Source organism: Desulfovibrio piger, assembly GCF_900116045.1.
Taxonomy (GTDB): Bacteria; Desulfobacterota; Desulfovibrionia; order Desulfovibrionales; family Desulfovibrionaceae; genus Desulfovibrio; species Desulfovibrio piger_A.
Genome location: NZ_LT630450.1, coordinates 732,463 through 751,963 on the forward strand (window position 1 = coordinate 732,463; position 19,501 = coordinate 751,963).

General features: G+C 60.9%; 17 protein-coding genes and 1 tRNA gene. 13 read left to right on the top strand and 5 right to left on the bottom strand.

What is annotated here, in order from left to right; translation table 11 throughout:
• Positions 1 to 115: 115 nt before the first annotated feature.
• Positions 116 to 1,024 carry an Mrp/NBP35 family ATP-binding protein gene (locus DESPIGER_RS03555; RefSeq protein WP_072333139.1) on the bottom strand — a complete coding sequence of 303 codons (909 nt, stop codon included), beginning with the start codon at positions 1,022 to 1,024 and terminating at the stop codon, positions 116 to 118.
• A 35-nt stretch (positions 1,025 to 1,059) separates the two neighbouring features.
• The gene (locus DESPIGER_RS03560) at positions 1,060 to 1,716 is read right to left on the bottom strand and encodes a protein-L-isoaspartate(D-aspartate) O-methyltransferase (RefSeq protein WP_231927629.1); all 657 of its coding nucleotides are present in this window, start codon (positions 1,714 to 1,716) and stop codon (positions 1,060 to 1,062) included.
• A 136-nt stretch (positions 1,717 to 1,852) separates the two neighbouring features.
• Here DESPIGER_RS03560 and DESPIGER_RS03565 point away from each other — a divergent pair, with 136 nt between their 5' ends.
• The 7 genes from DESPIGER_RS03565 (at position 1,853) to DESPIGER_RS13070 (ending at position 9,366) form a co-directional block, all read left to right on the top strand.
• Entirely contained in the window at positions 1,853 to 3,169 is a 1,317-nt protein-coding gene (locus DESPIGER_RS03565) for a M23 family metallopeptidase (protein ID WP_072333142.1), read from the top strand.
• A 141-nt stretch (positions 3,170 to 3,310) separates the two neighbouring features.
• The gene (gene ndk, locus DESPIGER_RS03570) at positions 3,311 to 3,727 is read left to right on the top strand and encodes a nucleoside-diphosphate kinase (protein WP_072333145.1); all 417 of its coding nucleotides are present in this window, start codon (positions 3,311 to 3,313) and stop codon (positions 3,725 to 3,727) included.
• A 376-nt stretch (positions 3,728 to 4,103) separates the two neighbouring features.
• Entirely contained in the window at positions 4,104 to 5,246 is a 1,143-nt protein-coding gene (locus DESPIGER_RS03575; protein ID WP_072333148.1) for a pyridoxal phosphate-dependent aminotransferase, read from the top strand.
• A gap of 239 nt (positions 5,247 to 5,485) precedes the next feature.
• On the top strand, positions 5,486 to 6,490 hold the full coding sequence (locus tag DESPIGER_RS03580; protein ID WP_072333151.1) for a methionine ABC transporter ATP-binding protein: 1,005 nt from the start codon (positions 5,486 to 5,488) through the stop codon (positions 6,488 to 6,490).
• Entirely contained in the window at positions 6,483 to 7,145 is a 663-nt protein-coding gene (locus DESPIGER_RS03585) for a methionine ABC transporter permease (protein ID WP_072333154.1), read from the top strand. Before DESPIGER_RS03580 ends, DESPIGER_RS03585 begins: the two co-directional genes overlap by 8 nt.
• Positions 7,146 to 7,183: 38 nt before the next feature.
• Complete coding sequence (locus DESPIGER_RS03590) at positions 7,184 to 7,981, top strand: MetQ/NlpA family ABC transporter substrate-binding protein (RefSeq protein WP_072333157.1); 798 nt, start codon at positions 7,184 to 7,186, stop codon at positions 7,979 to 7,981.
• A 266-nt stretch (positions 7,982 to 8,247) separates the two neighbouring features.
• The gene (locus DESPIGER_RS13070) at positions 8,248 to 9,366 is read left to right on the top strand and encodes a hypothetical protein (protein WP_072333160.1); all 1,119 of its coding nucleotides are present in this window, start codon (positions 8,248 to 8,250) and stop codon (positions 9,364 to 9,366) included.
• Between the two features lie 183 nt (positions 9,367 to 9,549).
• On the opposite strand, the gene DESPIGER_RS03600 is transcribed toward DESPIGER_RS13070, so the two are convergent.
• Positions 9,550 to 9,636: transfer RNA gene (locus DESPIGER_RS03600), tRNA-Leu, on the bottom strand.
• 179 nt (positions 9,637 to 9,815) lie between these two features.
• On the opposite strand from DESPIGER_RS03600, the gene DESPIGER_RS03605 reads away from it, so the two are divergent.
• From DESPIGER_RS03605 to DESPIGER_RS03615, 3 genes are read left to right on the top strand one after another with little or no spacing between them, the layout of a single operon-like run.
• The gene (locus DESPIGER_RS03605; protein WP_072333163.1) at positions 9,816 to 10,379 is read left to right on the top strand and encodes a hypothetical protein; all 564 of its coding nucleotides are present in this window, start codon (positions 9,816 to 9,818) and stop codon (positions 10,377 to 10,379) included.
• Positions 10,380 to 10,422: 43 nt separating this feature from the next.
• A complete protein-coding gene (locus DESPIGER_RS03610) occupies positions 10,423 to 10,806 on the top strand; it encodes a DVU3141 family protein (protein ID WP_072333166.1) in 384 nt (127 codons plus the stop codon).
• 16 nt (positions 10,807 to 10,822) lie between these two features.
• On the top strand, positions 10,823 to 12,373 hold the full coding sequence (locus tag DESPIGER_RS03615; RefSeq protein WP_072333169.1) for a polysaccharide biosynthesis/export family protein: 1,551 nt from the start codon (positions 10,823 to 10,825) through the stop codon (positions 12,371 to 12,373).
• Positions 12,374 to 12,588: 215 nt separating this feature from the next.
• Here the strand turns inward: DESPIGER_RS03615 and DESPIGER_RS03620 are convergent, their stop codons facing one another.
• Positions 12,589 to 12,792 carry a dual CXXC motif small (seleno)protein gene (locus DESPIGER_RS03620; protein WP_072333172.1) on the bottom strand — a complete coding sequence of 68 codons (204 nt, stop codon included), beginning with the start codon at positions 12,790 to 12,792 and terminating at the stop codon, positions 12,589 to 12,591.
• Positions 12,793 to 13,343: 551 nt separating this feature from the next.
• Here DESPIGER_RS03620 and DESPIGER_RS03625 point away from each other — a divergent pair.
• Complete coding sequence (locus DESPIGER_RS03625) at positions 13,344 to 14,807, top strand: SLC13 family permease (protein ID WP_072333175.1); 1,464 nt, start codon at positions 13,344 to 13,346, stop codon at positions 14,805 to 14,807.
• Here the strand turns inward: DESPIGER_RS03625 and DESPIGER_RS03630 are convergent.
• Positions 14,804 to 15,832, bottom strand: a complete 1,029-nt coding sequence (locus DESPIGER_RS03630) for a LysR family transcriptional regulator (RefSeq protein WP_072333178.1) — start codon at positions 15,830 to 15,832, stop codon at positions 14,804 to 14,806. The genes DESPIGER_RS03625 and DESPIGER_RS03630 overlap by 4 nt on opposite strands.
• Positions 15,833 to 16,000: 168 nt before the next feature.
• Between DESPIGER_RS03630 and DESPIGER_RS03635 the strand changes: the two genes are divergently transcribed.
• A complete protein-coding gene (locus DESPIGER_RS03635; RefSeq protein WP_072333181.1) occupies positions 16,001 to 17,674 on the top strand; it encodes an FAD-binding protein in 1,674 nt (557 codons plus the stop codon).
• Positions 17,675 to 17,716: 42 nt separating this feature from the next.
• Entirely contained in the window at positions 17,717 to 19,417 is a 1,701-nt protein-coding gene (locus DESPIGER_RS03640; protein ID WP_072333184.1) for an FAD-dependent oxidoreductase, read from the top strand.
• Positions 19,418 to 19,501 lie beyond the last annotated feature (84 nt).

Sequence of the window (19,501 nt, forward strand, 5' to 3'; positions counted from 1 at the left end):
CTCACCGACCGGGAAACAGGACTACATGGAAACGGGTATCACAAACGCGCTCCCGAGAAAAGGAAAAAACGCGGGCCCCCGCAGGGGGGTGGACAGGCCACCCCCCAAAGAGCGCCTAGCTCTTGCTGACCAGCTTCGCGGCGCCGCTGTCGGCAGCCTGGGCGATGGCGTCGGCCAGATGCAGGAAGGCCTGTTTGGCAGGGCAATCCTGTTCAAGATAGACCACGGGCACGCCCCTGTCGGCGGCCACCACCGTGGACGGATCCAGCGGGATGGCACCCAGGAAGGGGATCTCGTAGTGTTTGGCCAGTTCTTCACCGCCACCCTTCTTGAACAGGTCGATCTCCTGGTGGCAGTGAGGGCAGACCAGGCCGCTCATGTTCTCCACCACGCCCAGGACCCTGCCTTCGGCGACCTGCAGGAAATTGACGGCCTTGCGCACGTCGGCCAGCGAGATCTCCTGCGGCGTGGTCACCACGACGCTCTGGGCGTCGGTTATGGTCTTGAGGATGGTCATATGCTCGTCGCCGGTCCCTGGAGGGGAGTCGATGAGCAGGAAGTCCAGGGGCCCCCAGGCCACGTCGGAAAGGAACTGGCGGATGGCGGCCGTCTTTTTGGGACCGCGCCACAGGATGGCCTGGTCACGATCCTGCAGGAAGGAATCCATGGAAATGACCGCCAGGTTCTCGTTGTACATGGCAGGGATGAGCTCATTTTTCTCATTCATTTCGATGGTGGCCTTCAGACCCAGCAGGTTGGGCACACTGGGGCCGTGCATGTCCACGTCCAGGATGCCGACCTTGAAGCCGCGATGGGCCAGGGCCGCGGCGGTATTGACGGTGACGGAACTCTTGCCCACACCGCCTTTGCCGCTCATGACAAAGATCTTGTGCCGGATGTGGGCCAGGCGGTCGGCAATGATCTGGTCTTGACGCGCCATGGCCGATTCCATGCAGCCGGCACCACCGGGATTGCCCTTGGAAGAACAGCCCGACGCAGAGGAACAGGAAGAACAGGAAGACATGATATCTCCTTTACAGGGTATGACAACAGGCGGGCTCACCAGCCATGGTCGCCCACCAGATCCACGAAGACGGCAGGCCCCAGGTCCTCGCTGCAAAGCCGTCCCTGGCGGCGCATGATGCGCGTCAGGCGTTGCGTGCGCGGCCGTGCCCCCACCGGGATCAGCATGATGCCGTCCACGGCGAGCTGTTCCAGCAGGGGGGGAGGGATCTGGGGACCTCCGGCGGTAACGATGATGCGGTCGAACGGGGCGGCGGCAGGCATGCCCAGCGTTCCATCACTTCGTTGCATGTGAATAGCGCGAAGATCAAGCTGCTGCAAGAGGGCCCGGGCCGATTGGTACAGCTCTTTGAGGCGCTCCACCGTATAGACGGTGCAGCCCATGGCGGCCAGGACCGCCGCCTGATAGCCGGAACCGGTGCCGACCTCCAGCACGCGCATGCCGGGAGAGGTCTCCAGCATCTGGGACATGAGGGCCACCGTGGACGGCTGGGATATGGTCTGCCCGTAACCGATGGGCAGCGGACAGTCCTCATAGGCCCGCGAGCGCAGCCCCTCGGGCACAAAAAGATGCCGGGGGATCCGCGACATGGCCTCAAGGACGCGCCCGTCCGTTATGCCCCTGGCGGCCAGCTCCCGGACCATGCGCAGACGCAGGCGTCTGGGATCTATCGCTGTACCTCTTGCCATCATGCTCGTTTTTTCCTTTGCGTATGGCGAAGAAAGAACAAATTTTGCTCCCCAAGTCAAATACGGCCAAAGCGGGGCCTCTTCCTTGAAAACTCCCCTGAAACGTGCCACACTCCGCTCGTATGAGAAAGGAGTCTCCATGCGCAAAAAAAATTTCTTCTCCACTATCCTGAGCCTGTTCATCCTGATCGCGCTGATTGCCTGTGGGTACATCTTTTTCAAGGATCTGGACGGCCCGTCCATCGCCATCGCGCCCGATACCGGGCGGGTCTCTCCCAACACGCCCCTGCAGATAACGATTGCGGACCCCTCGAACATCCGCTCCCTTTCCGTGGGGGTGCGCCGCAACAACGTGGTCACGCCCATTTTCCAGCGGCATTTTGACGAGTATCTGCCGCAGCGCACCGTCGAGGTCCCGCTGAAGAACGCCGGCCTGCGCGAGGGCGCCTTCGAGCTGGAGATCAAGGCCACGGACGCCTCCCTGGCGGGCTTTGGCCAGGGCAATACCCGGACGGAAGTGCTGGCCATGCGTCTGGACACCCAGCCGCCCCGCATCTCCGTGAAGACCCTGCCCCCCAGTGTGCGCCGCGGTGGTGCCGCCGCCATCCGCTATACCATCGACGAAGAAGTCACCCAGAGCGGTGTGCTGGTGGCGGGCTACTTTGTTCCCGGTTTTCTGCAGAAGGACGGCAGCTACATCTGCTTTTTCCCCTTCCCCTACACCATGACCGCCGTGGAATACAAAAATGCCGTGGAGCTGACCGCTACGGACATGGCCGGCAACGTGACCCGCAGCCGCCTTGGTCTGCTGGCCTACGAGCGCAACTTCAAAAGCGACACCATCAGCATCACGGACAACTTCCTGGCCAGCGTCAACAACAAACTGGGCTATCTGGCCCCCAACGCCGCCAACCATCTGGAAGGATATCTTTATATCAACAACCAGGTCCGGGCGGCCAATGTCGAGACCCTGCGGACCTTGCGCAACGATACCGCTGCCGCCATGCTCTGGGACGGGACCTTCCAGCGCCTGCCCCGCTCCGCGGCCCGTGCCGGTTTTGGCGACCACCGCTACTTCACCTATCAGGGCAAGCAGGTGGGCGAGTCCTATCATCTGGGGTTTGACCTGGCCTCGGTCCGCAACGCCGAAGTTCCCGCAGCCAACAATGGCCGCGTGGTCTTCACAGGCGAGCTTGGCATCTACGGCAACCTCATCGTCATCGATCACGGTCTGGGCCTCATGTCCCTTTATTCCCACCTGAGCGAGATCCACGTCAAGGTGGGCGATGTTGTCCAGAAAGGCGCCATCATCGCCAAAACGGGCAGTACCGGCCTGGCGTTCGGCGACCATCTGCATTTCGGCATCCTTGTCGGTGGTGTGGAAGTCACCCCCCTGGAATGGATAGATCCCAAATGGATCAGGGACAACATCACCGGCCGGCTGAATGCCCAGTAAGAAGCGAAAAGCCATCCCGTACGGGATGGCTTTTTTGTCGTCACGGTCCCCCGCCTTTCCTCATGTCCCGGGCCTCTTGTCTTATGAAATATTTTATGCAATAAGTTTTGCCGCTTTTTCTTATTTACCACAGGAGATTCCATGGAACGTACTTTTTGCATCATCAAGCCCGATGCCGTTGCCCGTAACCTGCAGGGGGAGATCCTCGCCATGATTCAGGCCGCCGGCCTGCGCGTGGTGGCCATGAAGCAGATCCGCATGACCCGCCGGCAGGCCGAGGGTTTCTATGCCGTCCACAAGGAACGGCCTTTCTTTGCCAGCCTGACGGAATACATGAGCTCCGGTCCTGTGGTCTGCGCCATCCTGGAAGGCGACAAGGCCATCTCCCGCTACCGGGAACTGATGGGGGCCACCAACCCCGCCAATGCGGCGGAGGGCACCATCCGCAAGAAGTACGCCGAAAGCATCGAAGCCAACTCCGTGCACGGCTCTGACGCACCGGAAACTGCCGCTTACGAGATGTCCTACTTCTTCAATGCCCTGGAGATCACCGGCTAGGCATCCGCGTCCATCTTCCGGCCCCCGGTCCTCGCGGACCGGGGGCTTTTTTGTTTCCTCCCCTGCCCTGCGGCCTTGCGGATTGCGGAGATCCCGGCCACGGGCGGCAAAAGGTTTCCGGCCGCCAAACGTTCTGCCTGTGCCTGCCCGTGAGGAAACGCCTGCATCACCAGTGCCCGTCTGCTCCGGGACCGCTCCGCTCCGGACGGGATGAAGCGAAGGCCCTCCCCTTCCTTTTTGCCGCCCCTCCTGATATGAGGCCCGGATGACATGCGTCAGGGCATACCGTCCGCCCTGCGGCGCCACGGCGGCATGGTCACCGCCGCCAAGGCGCGGAACCCGCCTGCCTGATGGCAGGAAGAACAAAGGATATACGATGATAGCCGAGAGAGTACGCGGCATCACGCCGTTTCTGGCCATGGAAGTGCTGGAACGCGCCCAGAATCTCGAACGGGAGGGTGCTTCCATCATCCACCTGGAACTGGGCGAGCCTGATTTTGATACGCCTGAATGCATCCGCCAGGCTGCCTTCAAGGCCCTGGACGAAGGGCATACCCACTACACCCACTCCCTGGGCGATGTGGAGCTGCGCGAACATCTGTGCGCCTATTACAAGCGGCGCTATGGTGTCAGCCTTCACCCCGACCAGGTACTGGTCTTCCCCGGTTCTTCCCCGGCCATGATGGTCCTATTCTCCGCCCTGCTCGATCCGGGCGACGAAGTGATCCTCTCCAATCCCGGCTATGCCTGCTATCCCAACTTCGTGCGCTATGCCGGCGGGAAGCCCGTCTGGACGCTGACCCATGAGGAAGAGGGCTTCCAGTTCCGTCCCGAGGACGTGGCCAGGCAGATCACGCCGCGCACCAGGGCCGTGCTCATCAATTCCCCCTGCAACCCCACGGGCATCGTGCTGGAGCCGGAGCGCATGCGCGCCCTGGCCGGACTGGGCCCCATGATCGTTTCCGACGAGATCTACCACGGCCTGACCTACGGGGATGCGGAAGAGCACTCCATCCTGGAATACACGGACAATGCCGTGGTCATCGGCGGCTTTTCCAAGGCCTACGCCATGACCGGATGGCGCCTGGGTTACCTCATCGTGCCCCGCGACCTCGTGCGCCCCATGCAGGCCCTGATGCAGAACTTTTTCCTGTCCACCAATTCCGCGGTGCAAAAAGCCGGTATCGCGGCCCTGACCTGTGCGGATGAGGATGTGGCCCGCATGCATGCCACCTATGACGAACGCCGCCGCTTCCTGCTGGGCGAGCTGAAGCGTCTGGGCTTCCATATCCCCGTGGAACCCATGGGCGCGTTCTATATGCTCATCAATGCCCGCCACCTGGGCAGCAGTTCCATGGAACTGGCCTTCGACCTGCTGGAAAAAGCCCATATCGGCATCACCCCCGGCATCGACTTCGGCAGCCAGACCGAAGGCTTCCTGCGCCTTTCCTACGCCAACTCCATCGACAATCTGGCCGAGGCCATGCGTCGTCTGGAAGCCTACATCCGCCAGCGCTAGCGCTTTTGCAAAGCAGGGGGATCCCTTTCCCCCTGCTTCATCCCCCACCGTTCTTGCCGCACATGCCTTGCCGTGCCGTCCTGAGCACCGGATGCGGTCTGCCGTCTGCTCCCGCCGTCTCCCGGCCCCCATGCCCGAGGCCTTGCGCAGCACATTTCTCGGCATCTTTTTTCTTTGCGAGCGGGGGAAGATATGCTAACCTCGTATACCCCCGACAGGGGAATCAAAGGGGAGGCACTATGGCCGACGCGCCGATCATCGACATCGTCAATCTGGAAAAACGCTACCGCAGCAAAAATACGGATGTTTTTGCCCTGCAGGGCATCAATCTTGCCATCAACAAAGGGGATATCTTTGGTGTCATCGGCAAGAGCGGTGCCGGCAAGAGCACGCTCGTCCGCTGCATCAATATGCTGGAACGCCCCACGGGGGGCTCCATCTTCTTTGAGGGCAAGGACATGTGCCGCCTGTCGGAGCGCGAGCTGCGCGCCGCCAGACGTTCCATGGGCATGATCTTCCAGCAGTTCAACCTGCTCATGCAGCGCACGGCGCGCCAGAACGTCTGCTTTCCTCTGGAACTTATCGGCATGGACAAGGCCCAGGCCCGCAAGCGTGCCGAAGAACTGCTGGAGCTGGTGGGGCTTGCCAACCGCATGGATTCCTACCCCTCACAGCTTTCCGGCGGCCAGAAGCAGCGCGTGGCCATCGCCCGTGCCCTGGCCACCAACCCGCAGGTGCTGCTTTGCGACGAAGCCACTTCAGCCCTTGACCCGGCCACCACGGATTCCATCCTGACCCTCATCAGGGACATCAACAGGGATCTCGGCATCACGGCGGTCATCATCACCCACGAGATGAGCGTCATCGAAAAAATCTGCAGCCATGTGGCCATCATCAACCGCGGCAAGATCGTGGAGCACGGCGAAGTGGAAGATGTCTTCTTCCATCCGCGCACCGAGGCCGCCCGCCGCCTGGTCATGCCTGAGGCCCTGCAGAACCTTCCCCAGGAGAACCTCTATCGCCTGATATTCAACGGCCGCTCCTCCTTCGAGCCCGTCATCGCCAATATGGTGCTGGAATGCCACTGCCCTGTGAACATCATGTATGCCGATACCCGTGACATCGGGGGCATCGCCTTTGGCCAGATGGTGTTGCAGCTGCCCGAATGCCCGGAATCGCGCCGGAGCATCCTGGAATTTGCCAAGTCCAGGAACATCCTGCTGGAGGAAATGAAGCATGTTTGATCAGGCCACTGTGGCAATGCTCATGGAAGGGGTGGTGGACACCCTGTACATGACCATCGTCTCCACGTTTTTCTCCTATGTCTTCGGCATCGTCATGGCCGTCGTCCTGGTCATCTGCCGCAAAGACGGCATCCGTCCCAATCCCGTGGTCTACAGCGTGCTGGACGTGGTGGTGAACCTGACCCGTTCCTTCCCCTTCCTGATCCTGATGATCGCCGTCATCCCCTTCACCCGCTACATCGTGGGGACCACCATCGGCAACAACGCCACGGTCGTGCCCCTGGTCATCGCCGCGGCTCCCTTCGTGGCCCGGCTCATCGAGTCCTCCCTGCTGGAAGTGGATAACGGTGTGGTGGAGGCCGCCCAGAGCATGGGGGCATCCACCTGGCAGATCATCACCAAGGTCCTGCTGCCCGAAGCACTGCCCTCGCTCATCAACGGCAGCGCCGTGGCGGCCATCACCATCCTGGGCTACTCTGCCATGTCCGGCGCTGTCGGGGGGGGCGGCCTGGGCAAGCTGGCCATCATGTACGGCTACAACCGCTATCAGACCGATATCATGATCGCCACGGTGATCCTGCTCATCATCATCGTGCAGATCTTCCAGAGTTTCGGCAACTGGGCCACCCGCCACAGCGACAAACGCGGGTCTTGATCCGCTTTTTCTATCACCCTTTCCCCGAGGTTTTTCCCATGAAAAAACTTCTGCTGACGCTGGCCGCCATGCTGGCCGCCGGTACTCTGGCCTGCCATGCGCAGGCCGCCACCACCGTGAAGGTGGGCGCTTCTCCCACACCGCATGCCGAGATCCTGAATGCGGTCAAAGACATGCTCAAGGCCGAAGGCATCAACCTGGAGATCATCGAATACTCCGACTATGTGCAGCCCAATGTGGCCCTGGACAGCAAGGATCTGGACGCCAACTACTTCCAGCACAAGCCCTATCTGGACGATTTCAATGCCCAGAAAGGCACCAAGCTCTCTTCCATGGGCAGCGTGCACTATGAACCCTTCGGCATCTACGCCGGCAAGTGCAAGAGCCTGAAGGACCTCAAGAAGGGAGCCATCGTGGCCGTGCCCAATGACGCCACCAACGAAGGTCGTGCCCTTCTGCTCATGCAGGACCAGGGCCTCATCACGCTCAAGGACGGCACGGGCCTGACCGCCACCGTGCGCGACATCAAGGACAATCCCAAGAAGCTCCGCATCGAAGAGATCGAAGCCGCCCAGCTGGTACGTGCCCTGCCTGACGTGGACATCGCCATCATCAACGGCAACTACGCCATCCTCGGCGGCCTGAAGGTGGCCGATGCCCTGGCCGTGGAAGCTGCCGATTCCGCCGCTGCCACCACCTACGCCAATATCCTGGCCATCCGCACCGGTGACGAAAAGCGCCCCGAGCTGCAGGCCCTGTACAAGGCCCTGTGCAGCGACACGGCCAAGGAATTCATGAAGACCAAGTACGAAGGCGCCGTGCTGGCCACCCACTAGGGGGACGCATAACGCCATCTGTGAAGGCCCCCTTGATCGGGGGCCTTTTTCATGGCTCCACGCTTCTGCACTGCTGCCTGACAACAGGCCGCGGCCTTCATCCTGCGGGCGGGCATCCTGACCGGACTCCAGCCGGGCTTCAGCTTATGCCGGCGGCTCCCAAAGCCCGGTGCCCTCCGGCAGATGCGCGTCCCCTTTCTCTTGAAGCCGTTCCCTCCGCCTGCTACCCTTTCCCCTCTACCGTCACTTTTTCCAAAGGAGAGCCCATGCGTCCGGCCCTGCTCCTCTTGCTGGCGATCCTGCTCCATGTCCAGACTGTTCCTGCCGCCCGGTCCTTCGTCGATATCTGGGACGATGCCATCCCGCTGCTGCACGACGGGGTGGATATCATCGCCTCGGGCGCCGATCCCTCCGAACGGAGCTGGACCGAGATCCTGACGTTCCGGGATCCCAAATTCCAGCGCATCGTCTCCGAATGCTTCGCCATCCTCGCGGATTCCCAGGCTCTGGACCTCATCGCCAGCCGGGACGCCGCCCGGGACAAGATAGCGGCAAAGCGTCAAGAGATAGCGGCCCTGCAGCAGGAACTGGTCTCCGCCCCCTCTTCGCACTGGAACCCCCTCAAAGCCACACGCAGCAGCCTGCAGGAAGACATCGCCGGATTGCGCAAGGAAATCGCTGAGCTGGAACAGGGGCTGGAGGCGGACAAGGAACGTATCTTTGCCGAGATCTCCGCACGCGGCCTGCCTGTCAGCCGCGAACAGCTGGAAACCATGCTGAGTGCGGCCGACGGCAAGGATACCGCCAGCATCATGGCCGTGGCCGAAAACATCAGTGCCATCCAGCGCAGCATAGAAAGCCAGCTGGCGGCCCCGGACGCCTCGGTGGAACTGCTCCAGACCTATACGGGCATCTACATGATGTGCAACAAGGTCTACGTCTACGCCCTGCAACAGGCCTTGCGGCAGATCGACAGCCGCTACCTCGGCCGCCTGGAGAAGATACGGAACGAAGCCTCCCGGTTGCAGGAACATGCCCGCAGCCTGCTTTCGGGAGCTGAGGAGACGGACCGGAAGATCCTGGAAGTGAACATCACTGCCAACCAGAGGACGCTGGATGCCGTGGACCTCTACAACCAGTACCTGGCGCGCCAGAAGAAGCATTTGCAGCAGCTGCTGCAACGGGCGGAAAAATCCTTCAAGGTGGCTGTCAACACCTACCGGACGGTCAAGACCAGCAGCGACCTGCTGGGGATGATGCATACGTCGGAAGCGGACTTTTCCCGCATCTTCGCCTTTCAGCCGCCCGACCTTTCCTTGCTGTATGATGCCCGGCTGCGGCAGGAGTTCGACGACATCACGAGCAGATTGCGGGCGGCGGAATGACCGTCCGATCAGAAAAGGCTCTCCCCAGCTGGGGAGAGCCTTTTCTGATCGGACACCATCGTCATCCGCCCTGTCCTGCCCCCTGGCGGCATGACAGGGCGGACAGAGGGGACTCCGGGCAGGTCGCGCGCACCGTGCTATAATGAAAAAAGGCCGGTATTGCTACCAGCCTTTGCTTTCCCTTGGTGCCGAAGGGGAGAGTCGAACTCCCACTCCGTTGCCAGAACTAGACCCTGAACCTAGCGTGTCTACCAATTCCACCACTTCGGCACAGGAATTTGTGTACGCCATCAGCGTTCCTCTGGCAAGCCTTTTTTGCCAGCCTTTTCCTGTTTTGAGGAAAGCCGTATTTTTTATTTTCAGTATGATGGAGTGATGTTTGACAGACGTTCCGCATCGGGATAATCGACATTTTTATCCGGCACAGCCGAAACGGCCGGAGGATCTCCATGCAAAAAAGCTCTTGGTATTACTGGCAGCAATGGCGTCAGCGTTTTCCCCTGCAACGGGATGTGCATTTCGATCAGGGGATCCTGAGCAACGATTACTGCCGGGACTGCCGTTATTGCTGCGGTCCCCAGGACTGCGCGACCCCTTTCCCCATGAAGCTGCTGCCCTCGCAGCAGCATGCCCATCTGGACCGGGATTTTTTTCTGCTTGCCCCTGATACGGCCTGTCTGGACGACAGGGGATGCAAATCCTGTGGCCCTGAGGGATGTCGCCTGCCACGGCAGCGACGCCCTGTGGCCTGCAGCCTGTTCCCGCTGGTCCTGCTCGAAAGGGGCCTGTATCTGTACAAGATCTGTCCGGCAGTCCTTTTCCTGCCGCTGGATCGCTGGTTCGTCATGGCCCGGGAGGCCGTGGCCTGGCTTGCCCGGCTCGCTCCGCAGGATCTGGAGCGGCTCGCCATCCATATCCCGGACACCAGCGTACAGGAACGCTTCATCGATCTGGAACTTCCCCTGCCCTTTTCATCCCGGACGCCGGATCCCGTACAGCCTATCCGGGGCTGACGGTCAACGGTCCGCTTCCGGCCTTCCTTCTCCAGGAGAACTCATGAAACGTCTCTCTCTCCTCCTCATGCTGACGACCTGTCTGGCCCTCAATGGCTGCGGCCTGCTGGGAGATTCCTCTGAAACGCCCGAATACAAGCCCAGCCCTGTGGAGAATTTCATGGCCAACGCCGTGCCCGGCGATATCACCACCCTTTCCGATCCCGCGTTCGGGACGGATGTGCGCGTGAGCATGGAAGACAGCTTCTTCTCCGCCGCTGGCGAAGAATGCAAGCGTGCCACTGTCCGCAACAGCTTCAACGAGGCCGAGATCATCGTTGCCTGCCGCAATGCCGAAGGCCAGTGGCGGCTGGCGCCCCGTGTCTGGGGCCAGGGCATGCGCCCCGCTGTCGTGACGGCTTCCCAGACGGAAGGGGCCAAGGAATAAGCCCGGATCTGTTACTATGAAAAAGCCTGTTTTTCTTTTGTTGCTGTATCTGCTGCTCCTGCCGCAGGGCGTATGCGCCGCCGACGCTCCGGCACCGTACGGGGCCAACCTTTTCCAGGGCAATTTCGGTCAGGGTGGGACCACCGGTGCCATGGCGCCGGGCGACAGGGTCGTCCTGCGCCTGTGGGGCGGGAGCCTCAACGTGGATACCATCCTTGAAGTCAGCCCTTCCGGCCAGCTGGACATACCTGAAGTCGGCCAGCTCAACGTGACAGGTCTGGCCCAGGACAAATTGCAGGATGCCCTGCGCAGCAAGCTGGCGGCCTCCGGCCATGCCGACAGCCAGATCTATCTGGCGCCCATGGATGCCCAGCCCATCACCCTGTTCGTCACCGGCAATGTGCCCAAGCCCGGCCGCTACAGCGGTTCGGCAGCCGATCCCCTGTTGAGCTATCTGGACAAGGCGGGCGGTATCGATGCCGGGCGGGGCAGCTACAGAAACATCCAGGTGCGCCGCAACAATCAGGTCGTGGCCACGGTGGACCTGTACCCCTTTATCCGCGAAGGCAGCATGCCCCCCATCCGCTTCCAGAATGGGGACATCATCGTGGTCCCCGACAAGGGCCCCACGGTCACCGTCACGGGCAAGGTGCGCACCAGCGCGCGCTTTGAACTGCCGGAAGGAAAGACCTCGGGAGCCAGCCTGCTGAAACTGGTGGACCCCGACAGCAGCGCCTCGCACATCGCCATCAAGGGCGTCCGCAACGGCAAGCCCTACAATACCTATCTGCCCCTCGGGGAACTGGCCAGCCTGCAGCTGGCGGACGGCGACACCATCGAACTGCTGGCGGATGCCGCAGGCAGTACCATCACGGTCACGGTGCAGGGCGCCGTGCGCGGCGCCAGCCGCTTTCCCGTGCGCCGCGGGGCACGCCTGGACGAGGTGCGCAATTTCATCGCTGTCGAGCAGGGACGTGCGGATCTGAACGGCATGTACATCAAACGCAAGAGCGTGGCGGAACGCCAGAAGAAAGCCATCGCCGACAGTCTGCGCCGCCTGGAAGAATCCGCCCTCACCGCCTCGTCGGCCAGTACGGAAGAATCCCAGATCCGCGCCAAGGAGGCGGAGATGATCGCCAAATTCGTGGAGCGGGCCAAGGCCGTGGAACCGGAAGGTGTCGTCGTCCTGAGCGACGGCCAGAAGATCGGCGACATCACGCTGGAGGACGGCGATGTCATCGTCATCCCGGCCAAGAGCGATGTGGTCCTCGTCAGCGGCGAAGTCATGATGCCCCAGGCCATGCTCTGGAGCAAAAACAATGACCTGGACGATTATATCAAGGGTGCCGGCGGCTATAACAGCCGCGCTGACCAGGATACCGTGCTCGTCATGCATCCCAACGGTTCGGTGAGCCACGACGGCGACACCATCCGGCCCGGGGACCAGATCCTCGTGATGCCGCGGGTGGCCTCCAAAAACATGCAGGCCGTCAAGGACATCTCCCAGGTCATGATGCAGGTGGCCGTGTCTGCCCGGGCCATCCTGGGATTGCCCACGCTCTACTGATCCCTTTTCTCTCTGCAAACATGAAAACAGCCCGCATGGCTCGTCCCATGCGGGCTGTTTTCATGACCCGGAAAAAGCAGCATCCCTTCTTTTGTGGAAAAAGTGTCATCCTGCCAGAAGCATCCCCGCGCCGGAACACAGCAGGATGACGGCATGCGCGGCGCCGGACAGCGCCAGCACGAGCAGAAGGGCGGCCCTTTGCTGCCGGTTCATGCCTAGATACGGTCGACGTAGAGGCCTTCGAGGAAGCGTTCCATGGCTTCATCCGCCTGACTGATGAACCGCTCCAGCGGAAAACGCTTGCCACAGAAAGGACAACGCATGAAGGCCTCGTGGCAGGTGCGTGCGATCTCCAGCTTGTGATCGCATTCAGGGCAGGACAAGGTCGTCTGGGCCTGCCGGGCTGCAAAATAAGACATGTTTCCTCCCTTGTGTGCCGAGGAACGCACACGATGCCGCCCCTTATGCCGGGACTGACAGCGCCTGTCAATTGTTCTTTTTTGCACAGTTGCCTGCCCGCGTTTCTTCGGAGATCCTTTCACAGAAACCATGGTTGACTACAATTCATGAAATAAAAATTATCCAACGAATCAAACCTATTAAAAACAAACGTCGTACCCGGATGTCTTTTCCCTCCGGCCGCCCACATCCTGGATGGCTCCCAATTTTCTGGAATAGCGGCAAATTTGCCTCATAAAATACTTAACAATGTAAAATAACTATATTTTTTATTTTATGTGTGGCATTTTTGTTTAAAATTATCAAACAAAAATATTTTTTTATTGAATTGACAAAACAGACCGCCTAACATGATAACTTTTTCACATAATGGCCGCGAACAACGGCCATACAGGGAGAAACTGGCGGGGCGCATGGTATGCGGACAGACATGTCCCCTCCTGTATTGGATGACCGAAGGAACAGCCGCCTTTGCGGCGGTATGTAGCGATCTCTCAAGAAGGAACGTATCATGGCTGGAAAAGAATCCACCCCCAAGCGCTTCTCGGCGCCTGCCTATTATCTGCACGCTGTCGTCTGTCTGCTCATCATGTTCGGCTTTGGCCAGCTACCGCCCGTAGAACCGCTGACGCCCCTGGGGATGAACCTCATCGGCATCTTTCTGGGCGTGCTCTACGGCTGGGTCTGTATCGAGATCGTCTGGCCCAGTCTGGCCGGCCTGCTGGCCCTGATGCTCATCGGCGGCATGAAGCCCATGATGCTGCTCAACAAGAGCTTTGGTGACCCCGTGGTCCAGATGATGTTCTTCATCTTCGTCTTCTGCGCCACCATCAGCCATTATGGCCTGTCCAAATTCATTTCCCTGTGGTTCATCACCCGCAAGTTCGTTGCCGGGCGTCCCTGGGTGTTCACCTATACCTTTCTGGGCTCCATCTTCATCCTGGGCGGCCTGACCAGCGCCTCTCCGGCCGCCATCATCGGCTGGAGCATCCTCTACGGCGTCTGTGAGGTCTGCGGCTTCAAGAAGGGCGACGGCTACCCCACCATGATGGTGTTCGGCATCGTGTTCGCCGCCCAGGTGGGCATGTCCCTCATTCCCTTCAAGCAGGCGGCCCTGACCGTGTTCAGCGCCTATGAGACCATGTCCGGTGTGGGCATCGACTACGCCAAGTACATGCTCATCGCCCTGCTCATCTGCGCCGTGTGCTCGCTGCTCTTCATCGTCATGGGCAAGTACATCTTCCGCCCTGACATGGGCAAGCTCGTCCATCTGGATGTGAGCAAGCTGGACAAGGACGGCAGCCTGGTCCTTTCCCGTGTGCAGAAGATCATCCTGGCTTTCCTGTTCCTGCTGGTCATCCTGCTGCTGGCTCCCAACTTCATGCCCAGGGACTTTTTCCTGACCCGCTTCCTCAAGGGCATCGGCAATACCGGCATCGTCATCCTGCTGGTGACGGTCATGGCGGCCATCAAGGTGGAAGGCAAGGCCCTGCTGAACTTCAAGGTCATGGTGGACTCCGGCGTCACCTGGGGCATCGTGCTGCTGCTGGCCTTCGTGCAGCCCCTGTCCGGTGCCATGGCCAGGCCCGAGAGCGGCATCACCCCTTTCCTGATGATGGCGCTTGATCCCATCATTTCCGGCGGTACCCCGCTGACCTTTGCCCTGTTCCTGGGCCTGGCCGCCACCCTGCTGACCCAGGTCATGAACAACGGCGCCGTGGGTGTGGCCCTGATGCCCATCATCTACAGCTACTGCCAAGCGGCCGGTGTCAGCCCCGAACTTCCGCTGATCATGGTGGTCATGGGCGTGCACTTTGCCTTCCTCACGCCTGCCGCCAGCGCCAGTGCGGCCCTGCTGCACGGCAACGAATGGTCGGATTCCAAGGCCATCTGGAAGACGGCCCCTGCTGTCATCCTCATGTCCTATCTGGTCACCGCGGCCATCACGATCATCGTAGGCAAGGCCATCTTCTAGTCTCCCTTGCGGGACGTGGCCTTCCTGCGTGGGCGGGCAGCCTTGGGCTGTCCGCCTTTTTGCGTCTGCCCGGCAAGGAACGTGGGCGCAAAGGGCTGGGCCGCAAGCTCGGTGAAATGCCGCCGCAGGGCGTCCATCAGGGCCTGCGCCTGGGGGCTGATATGCTTGTGCCTGCGCACAAGGATGCCATACAGCACGTTGGGCAGCAGGTGATCCAGAGGGCAGCTGACGATGGAGCTCCAGTCCGAACCGAACATGGTCGCCCGGTAGCACAGTTCGTCCATGATGGCCACCCCGACGTCACAGCGGACGAACTGCATGATGAGGTGGTAGTTGTTGACGCTGATGACGGTATTCTTTTGCAGACGCTGCGCCGCATATTGCAGGGTCGGTTTCGGCTGCTCGTTTTCTTCCAGCGATGTCTGGAAGACGACGAAGGGCAGGCGCTCCAGATCCGCCTCTGTGGGGATGGGCGGGATATCCCAGATGCTGTCCTTGCGCATGACGAGCAAAGGGCGGGCCTTCAGCAGGATCTCCATGGTATCCTGCGTGGGCAGGGCCGTCATGCCTGTAAGGCCGAAATCAAGGCGGGATTCCTTGACCGCCTGGACGATCTCGGAAGAAAGGGCACGCTGGATACGGATGTTGACCTGCGGATTTTCCGCGCGGAACGCGGCGATGGCATCCACGGCCATGATGGCCACCGGCAGGGTCGCCCCCAGGAAGATGTCGCCCTGCAGGCGGCCGTCTGATGTCCCCACGGCGGAGCGCATGCTTTGCAGGGTCTCGAAGGTCGTGATGGTCCAGCCCAGCAGTTTTTTGCCTTCAGGTGTTATCTGAAGGCTTTTTTTGTACCTGTCGAAAAGGACCGTATTGAGCTCGGTCTCCAGTGAACGCAGCTGATAGCTGATCGTTGAGGGATTTCTGTGCATCAGCTCTGCGGCCCTGCGCACGCTCCCTGTTTTGGCGACATAATAAAACCCCCGTAACCATTGAAGAAAATCACCATTCAACTCCGGGATCATCACGTCCTCCAATGTTTGATTTATTGAAACGATATTTGATTTTTATTGATTTGACAATACAGCAGTTTCGCATGATTTTTTATTCACAAACGCCGGGCCAGCCACTGAGGATTGCCCGACCGGCCCGGCGATGACTGTCCGCTAAAAAATCACAACCAGGATATCGTTATGAAGATGACCAAACACCCTCTCGGCACATTGGTGGAAACCGACGTGCTCGTGATCGGCTCCGGTGCTTCGGGCTGTGGTGCGGCGCTCGGCGCGCGTGACCAGGGCCTCGATGTAGTGCTGATGGACAAGGGCAAGCTGGAAAGCTCCGGCTGTATCGGCGGTGGCAATGACCATTATATGGCCGTCCTGGATGAGCCCGGTGAAGCCCACGACACCGTGGAAGACCTCATCAAGTTCTATGCCAAGCCCCTCAACGGCTGGTCGCCTGCCATGCTGCAGAACGGCTGGTACGCCCACATGAAATATTTTCTGGATGTGCTGGGCAAGGCGGGTGTGCAGTTCAGCAAAAAGGCTGACGGCACCTACCTGCGCACCCAGGGTTTTGGTCAGCCGGGCCGCTGGTGGGTCCATATCGCCAACGGCATGACCATCAAACGCGCCATGGCCCGCATCGTGCGTGATGCCGGCATCAATACGCTCGACAACGTCATGGCGGTCAAGATCCTCACCGACAACGGCAAGGCCTGCGGTGCGCTGGGTTGGAATGTCCGCACCGGCGAATTCGTGCTGGTTCGCGCCAAGACCGTTGTTTCGGCCCAGGGTCGTTCGGCCACGCGCGGCACGGATAACTCCACCCACAATCCCTTCAACGTCTGGATGTACCCCTATAATACCAGCGCCGGCGTGGTGCTGGGTTATGATGTGGGCGCCGCCGTGACCGAACTGGACACCTACCAGCGTGCCACCATGCTGCCCAAGGGCTATGGCTGCCCCGGCATGAACGGCATCAACAGCTCCGGTGCGCACGAGATCAATGCCCTTGGCGAACGCTTCATGGGCAAGTACGACCCCATGATGGAAAACGGCGTGCGCAACAACCAGATCCAGGGCACCTTCCAGGAACAGATGGAGGGATCCGGCCCGCCATTCTACATGGACATGCGCCATGTGGACAAGGATGTGGTGCATGAGCTGCAGTATGTGCTCATGCCCGGCGACAAGGCCACCTTCGGTGACTGGGCCGACTGCACCGGCACCGACTTCCAGCACAAGCTGCTGGAAGTGGAGATCGGCGAACTGATCTTCGGCGGCACCATCGCCGTCAACGACACCTTCGAGACCACTGTGCCCAATCTTTTCTGCGGCAGCATCTTCCTGTACTGCTCCGGCGCCATGTGCGGCGGCTACGAAGCCGGTCGCCAGGCCGGCATGCGGGCCGCCGGCATCACCGAAGCCGGCAAGATCAATGAAGACCTGGCCGCCAGCGTCAAGAAGGACGTGTTCGCCCCCATGCAGGTGCCCGCCGACGACGGCATCAGCTACAAGGAGATCGAACAGGCTACCCGGAACGTCATGAACTACTATATGGGCTTCCGCCGCTCCATGGCCGGCATGGCCCGCGCCCTGGAAAAGATCCGCTTCCTGTCCGGCCAGGCCGACCGCCTGCACGCCGACACCCTGCGCGACCTCATGCGCTGTCACGAGTCCCGCGACATCCTGACGGTCTGTGAACTGGCCATCCAGGCCACCATGGAACGCAAGGAGACCGGCCGCTGTGTCTACAAGCTGCGGGATTACCCCGAGCTGAACCCCGACATGGCCAAGCCGCTGCTGCTGATCCGCAGCGAAGATGGCCCCCGTTTCCAGTGGGGCAAGGCACCGCTGCTGTAATGTCCGCGGTATCCTCATGCACTTTCCAAGGAGTTTGTCATCATGCCCCCGAGATATAGCCGTGAAATAACGCGCCCCGTCGTGCTGGGCGCCCAGCTTAAAGAGCAGTTCCGCACCTCGCCCTGCGAAACCTCCTGCCCCATCGGCAATTCCATCCAGAAGATGAACTCGCTCATCGAAAAAGGCCAGTTCACCGAAGCCCTGCGCTACCTGCGTGCCAAAAACCCCTTCCCGGGCATCACCGGCCGCGTCTGTCCCCACTTCTGCATGGATGCCTGCAACCGCAAGGAAATGGACGGCTGCCTGAACATCCGCGCTCTGGAACGCGCTGCCGAGACCTTTGCCGAACGCGGGCACGTCTTCTTCAAACGCCGCCCCGCCACCGGCAAGAAAGCCGCCGTCATCGGCGGCGGCCCCGCCGGCCTGACGGCCGCCTACTTCCTGGCCCTGCTGGGCCACGAAGTCACCATCTATGAAGCCGAACCCCTGCTGGGCGGCGTGCCCCGCTACGGCGTGCCGAACTTCCGCCTGCCCCGCGATGTGGTGGACCGCGAAGTGGGCCTGGTGCTGGAAGCCGGCGTGCGCGCCCGCGTCAACACCCGCGTGGGTGTGGACATCACCATGGAAGAGATCTCCGCCCGCTACGATGCCGTTATCGTGGCCACCGGTGTGCCCGCTGAAAACAGCCTGCCCATCCCCGGCGCCGAAAAGGCCGTCAAGGCCGTTGAATTCCTGCGTGCCGCCGCTCTGGGCCAGAACACCGGCAAGATCGGCAAGAACGTCGTCATCATGGGCGGCGGCGGCGTGGCCTTTGACTGCGCCTTCACTGCCCGCCGCCTTGGCGCCGAGAACGTCCATGTGATCTGCCTGGAAAAGGCCGGCGAGATGCGCGCTCCTGCCGAAGACCTGGAACTGGCCGCCAAGGAAGGCGTGCATGTGCACAATTCCTGCACCATGTCCGCCATCCGCACCGAAGGCGACAAGGTCACCGGCGTGGACTACTTCGAAGTCAAGGACTGCCACTTTGACGAAAAGGGCAAGCTGACCCTGGAAGCCGTGCCCGGTGGCGAGCATGTCCTGGAATGCGACACCGTGATCTTCGCCGTGGGCATGAAGACCGATCTGGCTTTCCTGGGTGAAAACGCCGGCGGTCTGGAGCTGACCCCCCGCAACTGGATCAAGGTGGATGAAAGCCAGCGTACCTCCAGGGCCGGTGTCTTCGCCGCCGGTGACGTGTCCGCCGGACCCGCCTCCATCGCCCGCGCCGTGGGCGACGGCCGCCGTGCCGCCTTTGCCGTGCACCAGATGCTGACCGGCACCAGCAGCCGCGTCTACGCCCTGAACGAAGAAAACATGATCGAAGACTGCGACGCCATGGGCAGCGATACCGCTCCCTATGTGGTGCAGTACGCCGACATCTACGGCATCGCCCAGTATGAGAGCGTTCCTTCTGAAAAGGAAGCCGAAAATGCCTGTACCAAGGCTTTTGCCGAACTCAACCTGGGCCTGACCATCGAACAGGCCCAGAAGGAAGCCGCCCGCTGCTTCCACTGCGGCCACTGCAAGGCCTGTGGTACCTGCGTCGAGGACTGCCCCGGCTATGTGCTGGAGATGCGTCCTTACCAGGAAGCGGAACGTCCCGAAATGATGCATGGCGAAGAGTGCTGGCACTGCGCCAACTGCCGCACCAGCTGCCCCTGCAGCGCCATCGGCTTCACATTCCCCCTGTTTATGCAAGTCTAGCATGATGAAAAGGGCGGATCGCACGATCCGCCCTTTTTAAGATTGCACCAGCCCCTGAGGCTCCCGTTTGGCCTCCGGGTCTGT

Coding starts and splice junctions, on each gene's coding strand:
- DESPIGER_RS03555 (WP_072333139.1), bottom strand. CDS start 1,024: ATGTCTTCCTGTTCTTCCTGTTCCTCTGCGTCGGGCTGTTCTTCCAAG.
- DESPIGER_RS03560 (WP_231927629.1), bottom strand. CDS start 1,716: ATGATGGCAAGAGGTACAGCGATAGATCCCAGACGCCTGCGTCTGCGC.
- DESPIGER_RS03565 (WP_072333142.1), top strand. CDS start 1,853: ATGCGCAAAAAAAATTTCTTCTCCACTATCCTGAGCCTGTTCATCCTG.
- ndk (WP_072333145.1), top strand. CDS start 3,311: ATGGAACGTACTTTTTGCATCATCAAGCCCGATGCCGTTGCCCGTAAC.
- DESPIGER_RS03575 (WP_072333148.1), top strand. CDS start 4,104: ATGATAGCCGAGAGAGTACGCGGCATCACGCCGTTTCTGGCCATGGAA.
- DESPIGER_RS03580 (WP_072333151.1), top strand. CDS start 5,486: ATGGCCGACGCGCCGATCATCGACATCGTCAATCTGGAAAAACGCTAC.
- DESPIGER_RS03585 (WP_072333154.1), top strand. CDS start 6,483: ATGTTTGATCAGGCCACTGTGGCAATGCTCATGGAAGGGGTGGTGGAC.
- DESPIGER_RS03590 (WP_072333157.1), top strand. CDS start 7,184: ATGAAAAAACTTCTGCTGACGCTGGCCGCCATGCTGGCCGCCGGTACT.
- DESPIGER_RS13070 (WP_072333160.1), top strand. CDS start 8,248: ATGCGTCCGGCCCTGCTCCTCTTGCTGGCGATCCTGCTCCATGTCCAG.
- DESPIGER_RS03605 (WP_072333163.1), top strand. CDS start 9,816: ATGCAAAAAAGCTCTTGGTATTACTGGCAGCAATGGCGTCAGCGTTTT.
- DESPIGER_RS03610 (WP_072333166.1), top strand. CDS start 10,423: ATGAAACGTCTCTCTCTCCTCCTCATGCTGACGACCTGTCTGGCCCTC.
- DESPIGER_RS03615 (WP_072333169.1), top strand. CDS start 10,823: ATGAAAAAGCCTGTTTTTCTTTTGTTGCTGTATCTGCTGCTCCTGCCG.
- DESPIGER_RS03620 (WP_072333172.1), bottom strand. CDS start 12,792: ATGTCTTATTTTGCAGCCCGGCAGGCCCAGACGACCTTGTCCTGCCCT.
- DESPIGER_RS03625 (WP_072333175.1), top strand. CDS start 13,344: ATGGCTGGAAAAGAATCCACCCCCAAGCGCTTCTCGGCGCCTGCCTAT.
- DESPIGER_RS03630 (WP_072333178.1), bottom strand. CDS start 15,832: ATGATCCCGGAGTTGAATGGTGATTTTCTTCAATGGTTACGGGGGTTT.
- DESPIGER_RS03635 (WP_072333181.1), top strand. CDS start 16,001: ATGAAGATGACCAAACACCCTCTCGGCACATTGGTGGAAACCGACGTG.
- DESPIGER_RS03640 (WP_072333184.1), top strand. CDS start 17,717: ATGCCCCCGAGATATAGCCGTGAAATAACGCGCCCCGTCGTGCTGGGC.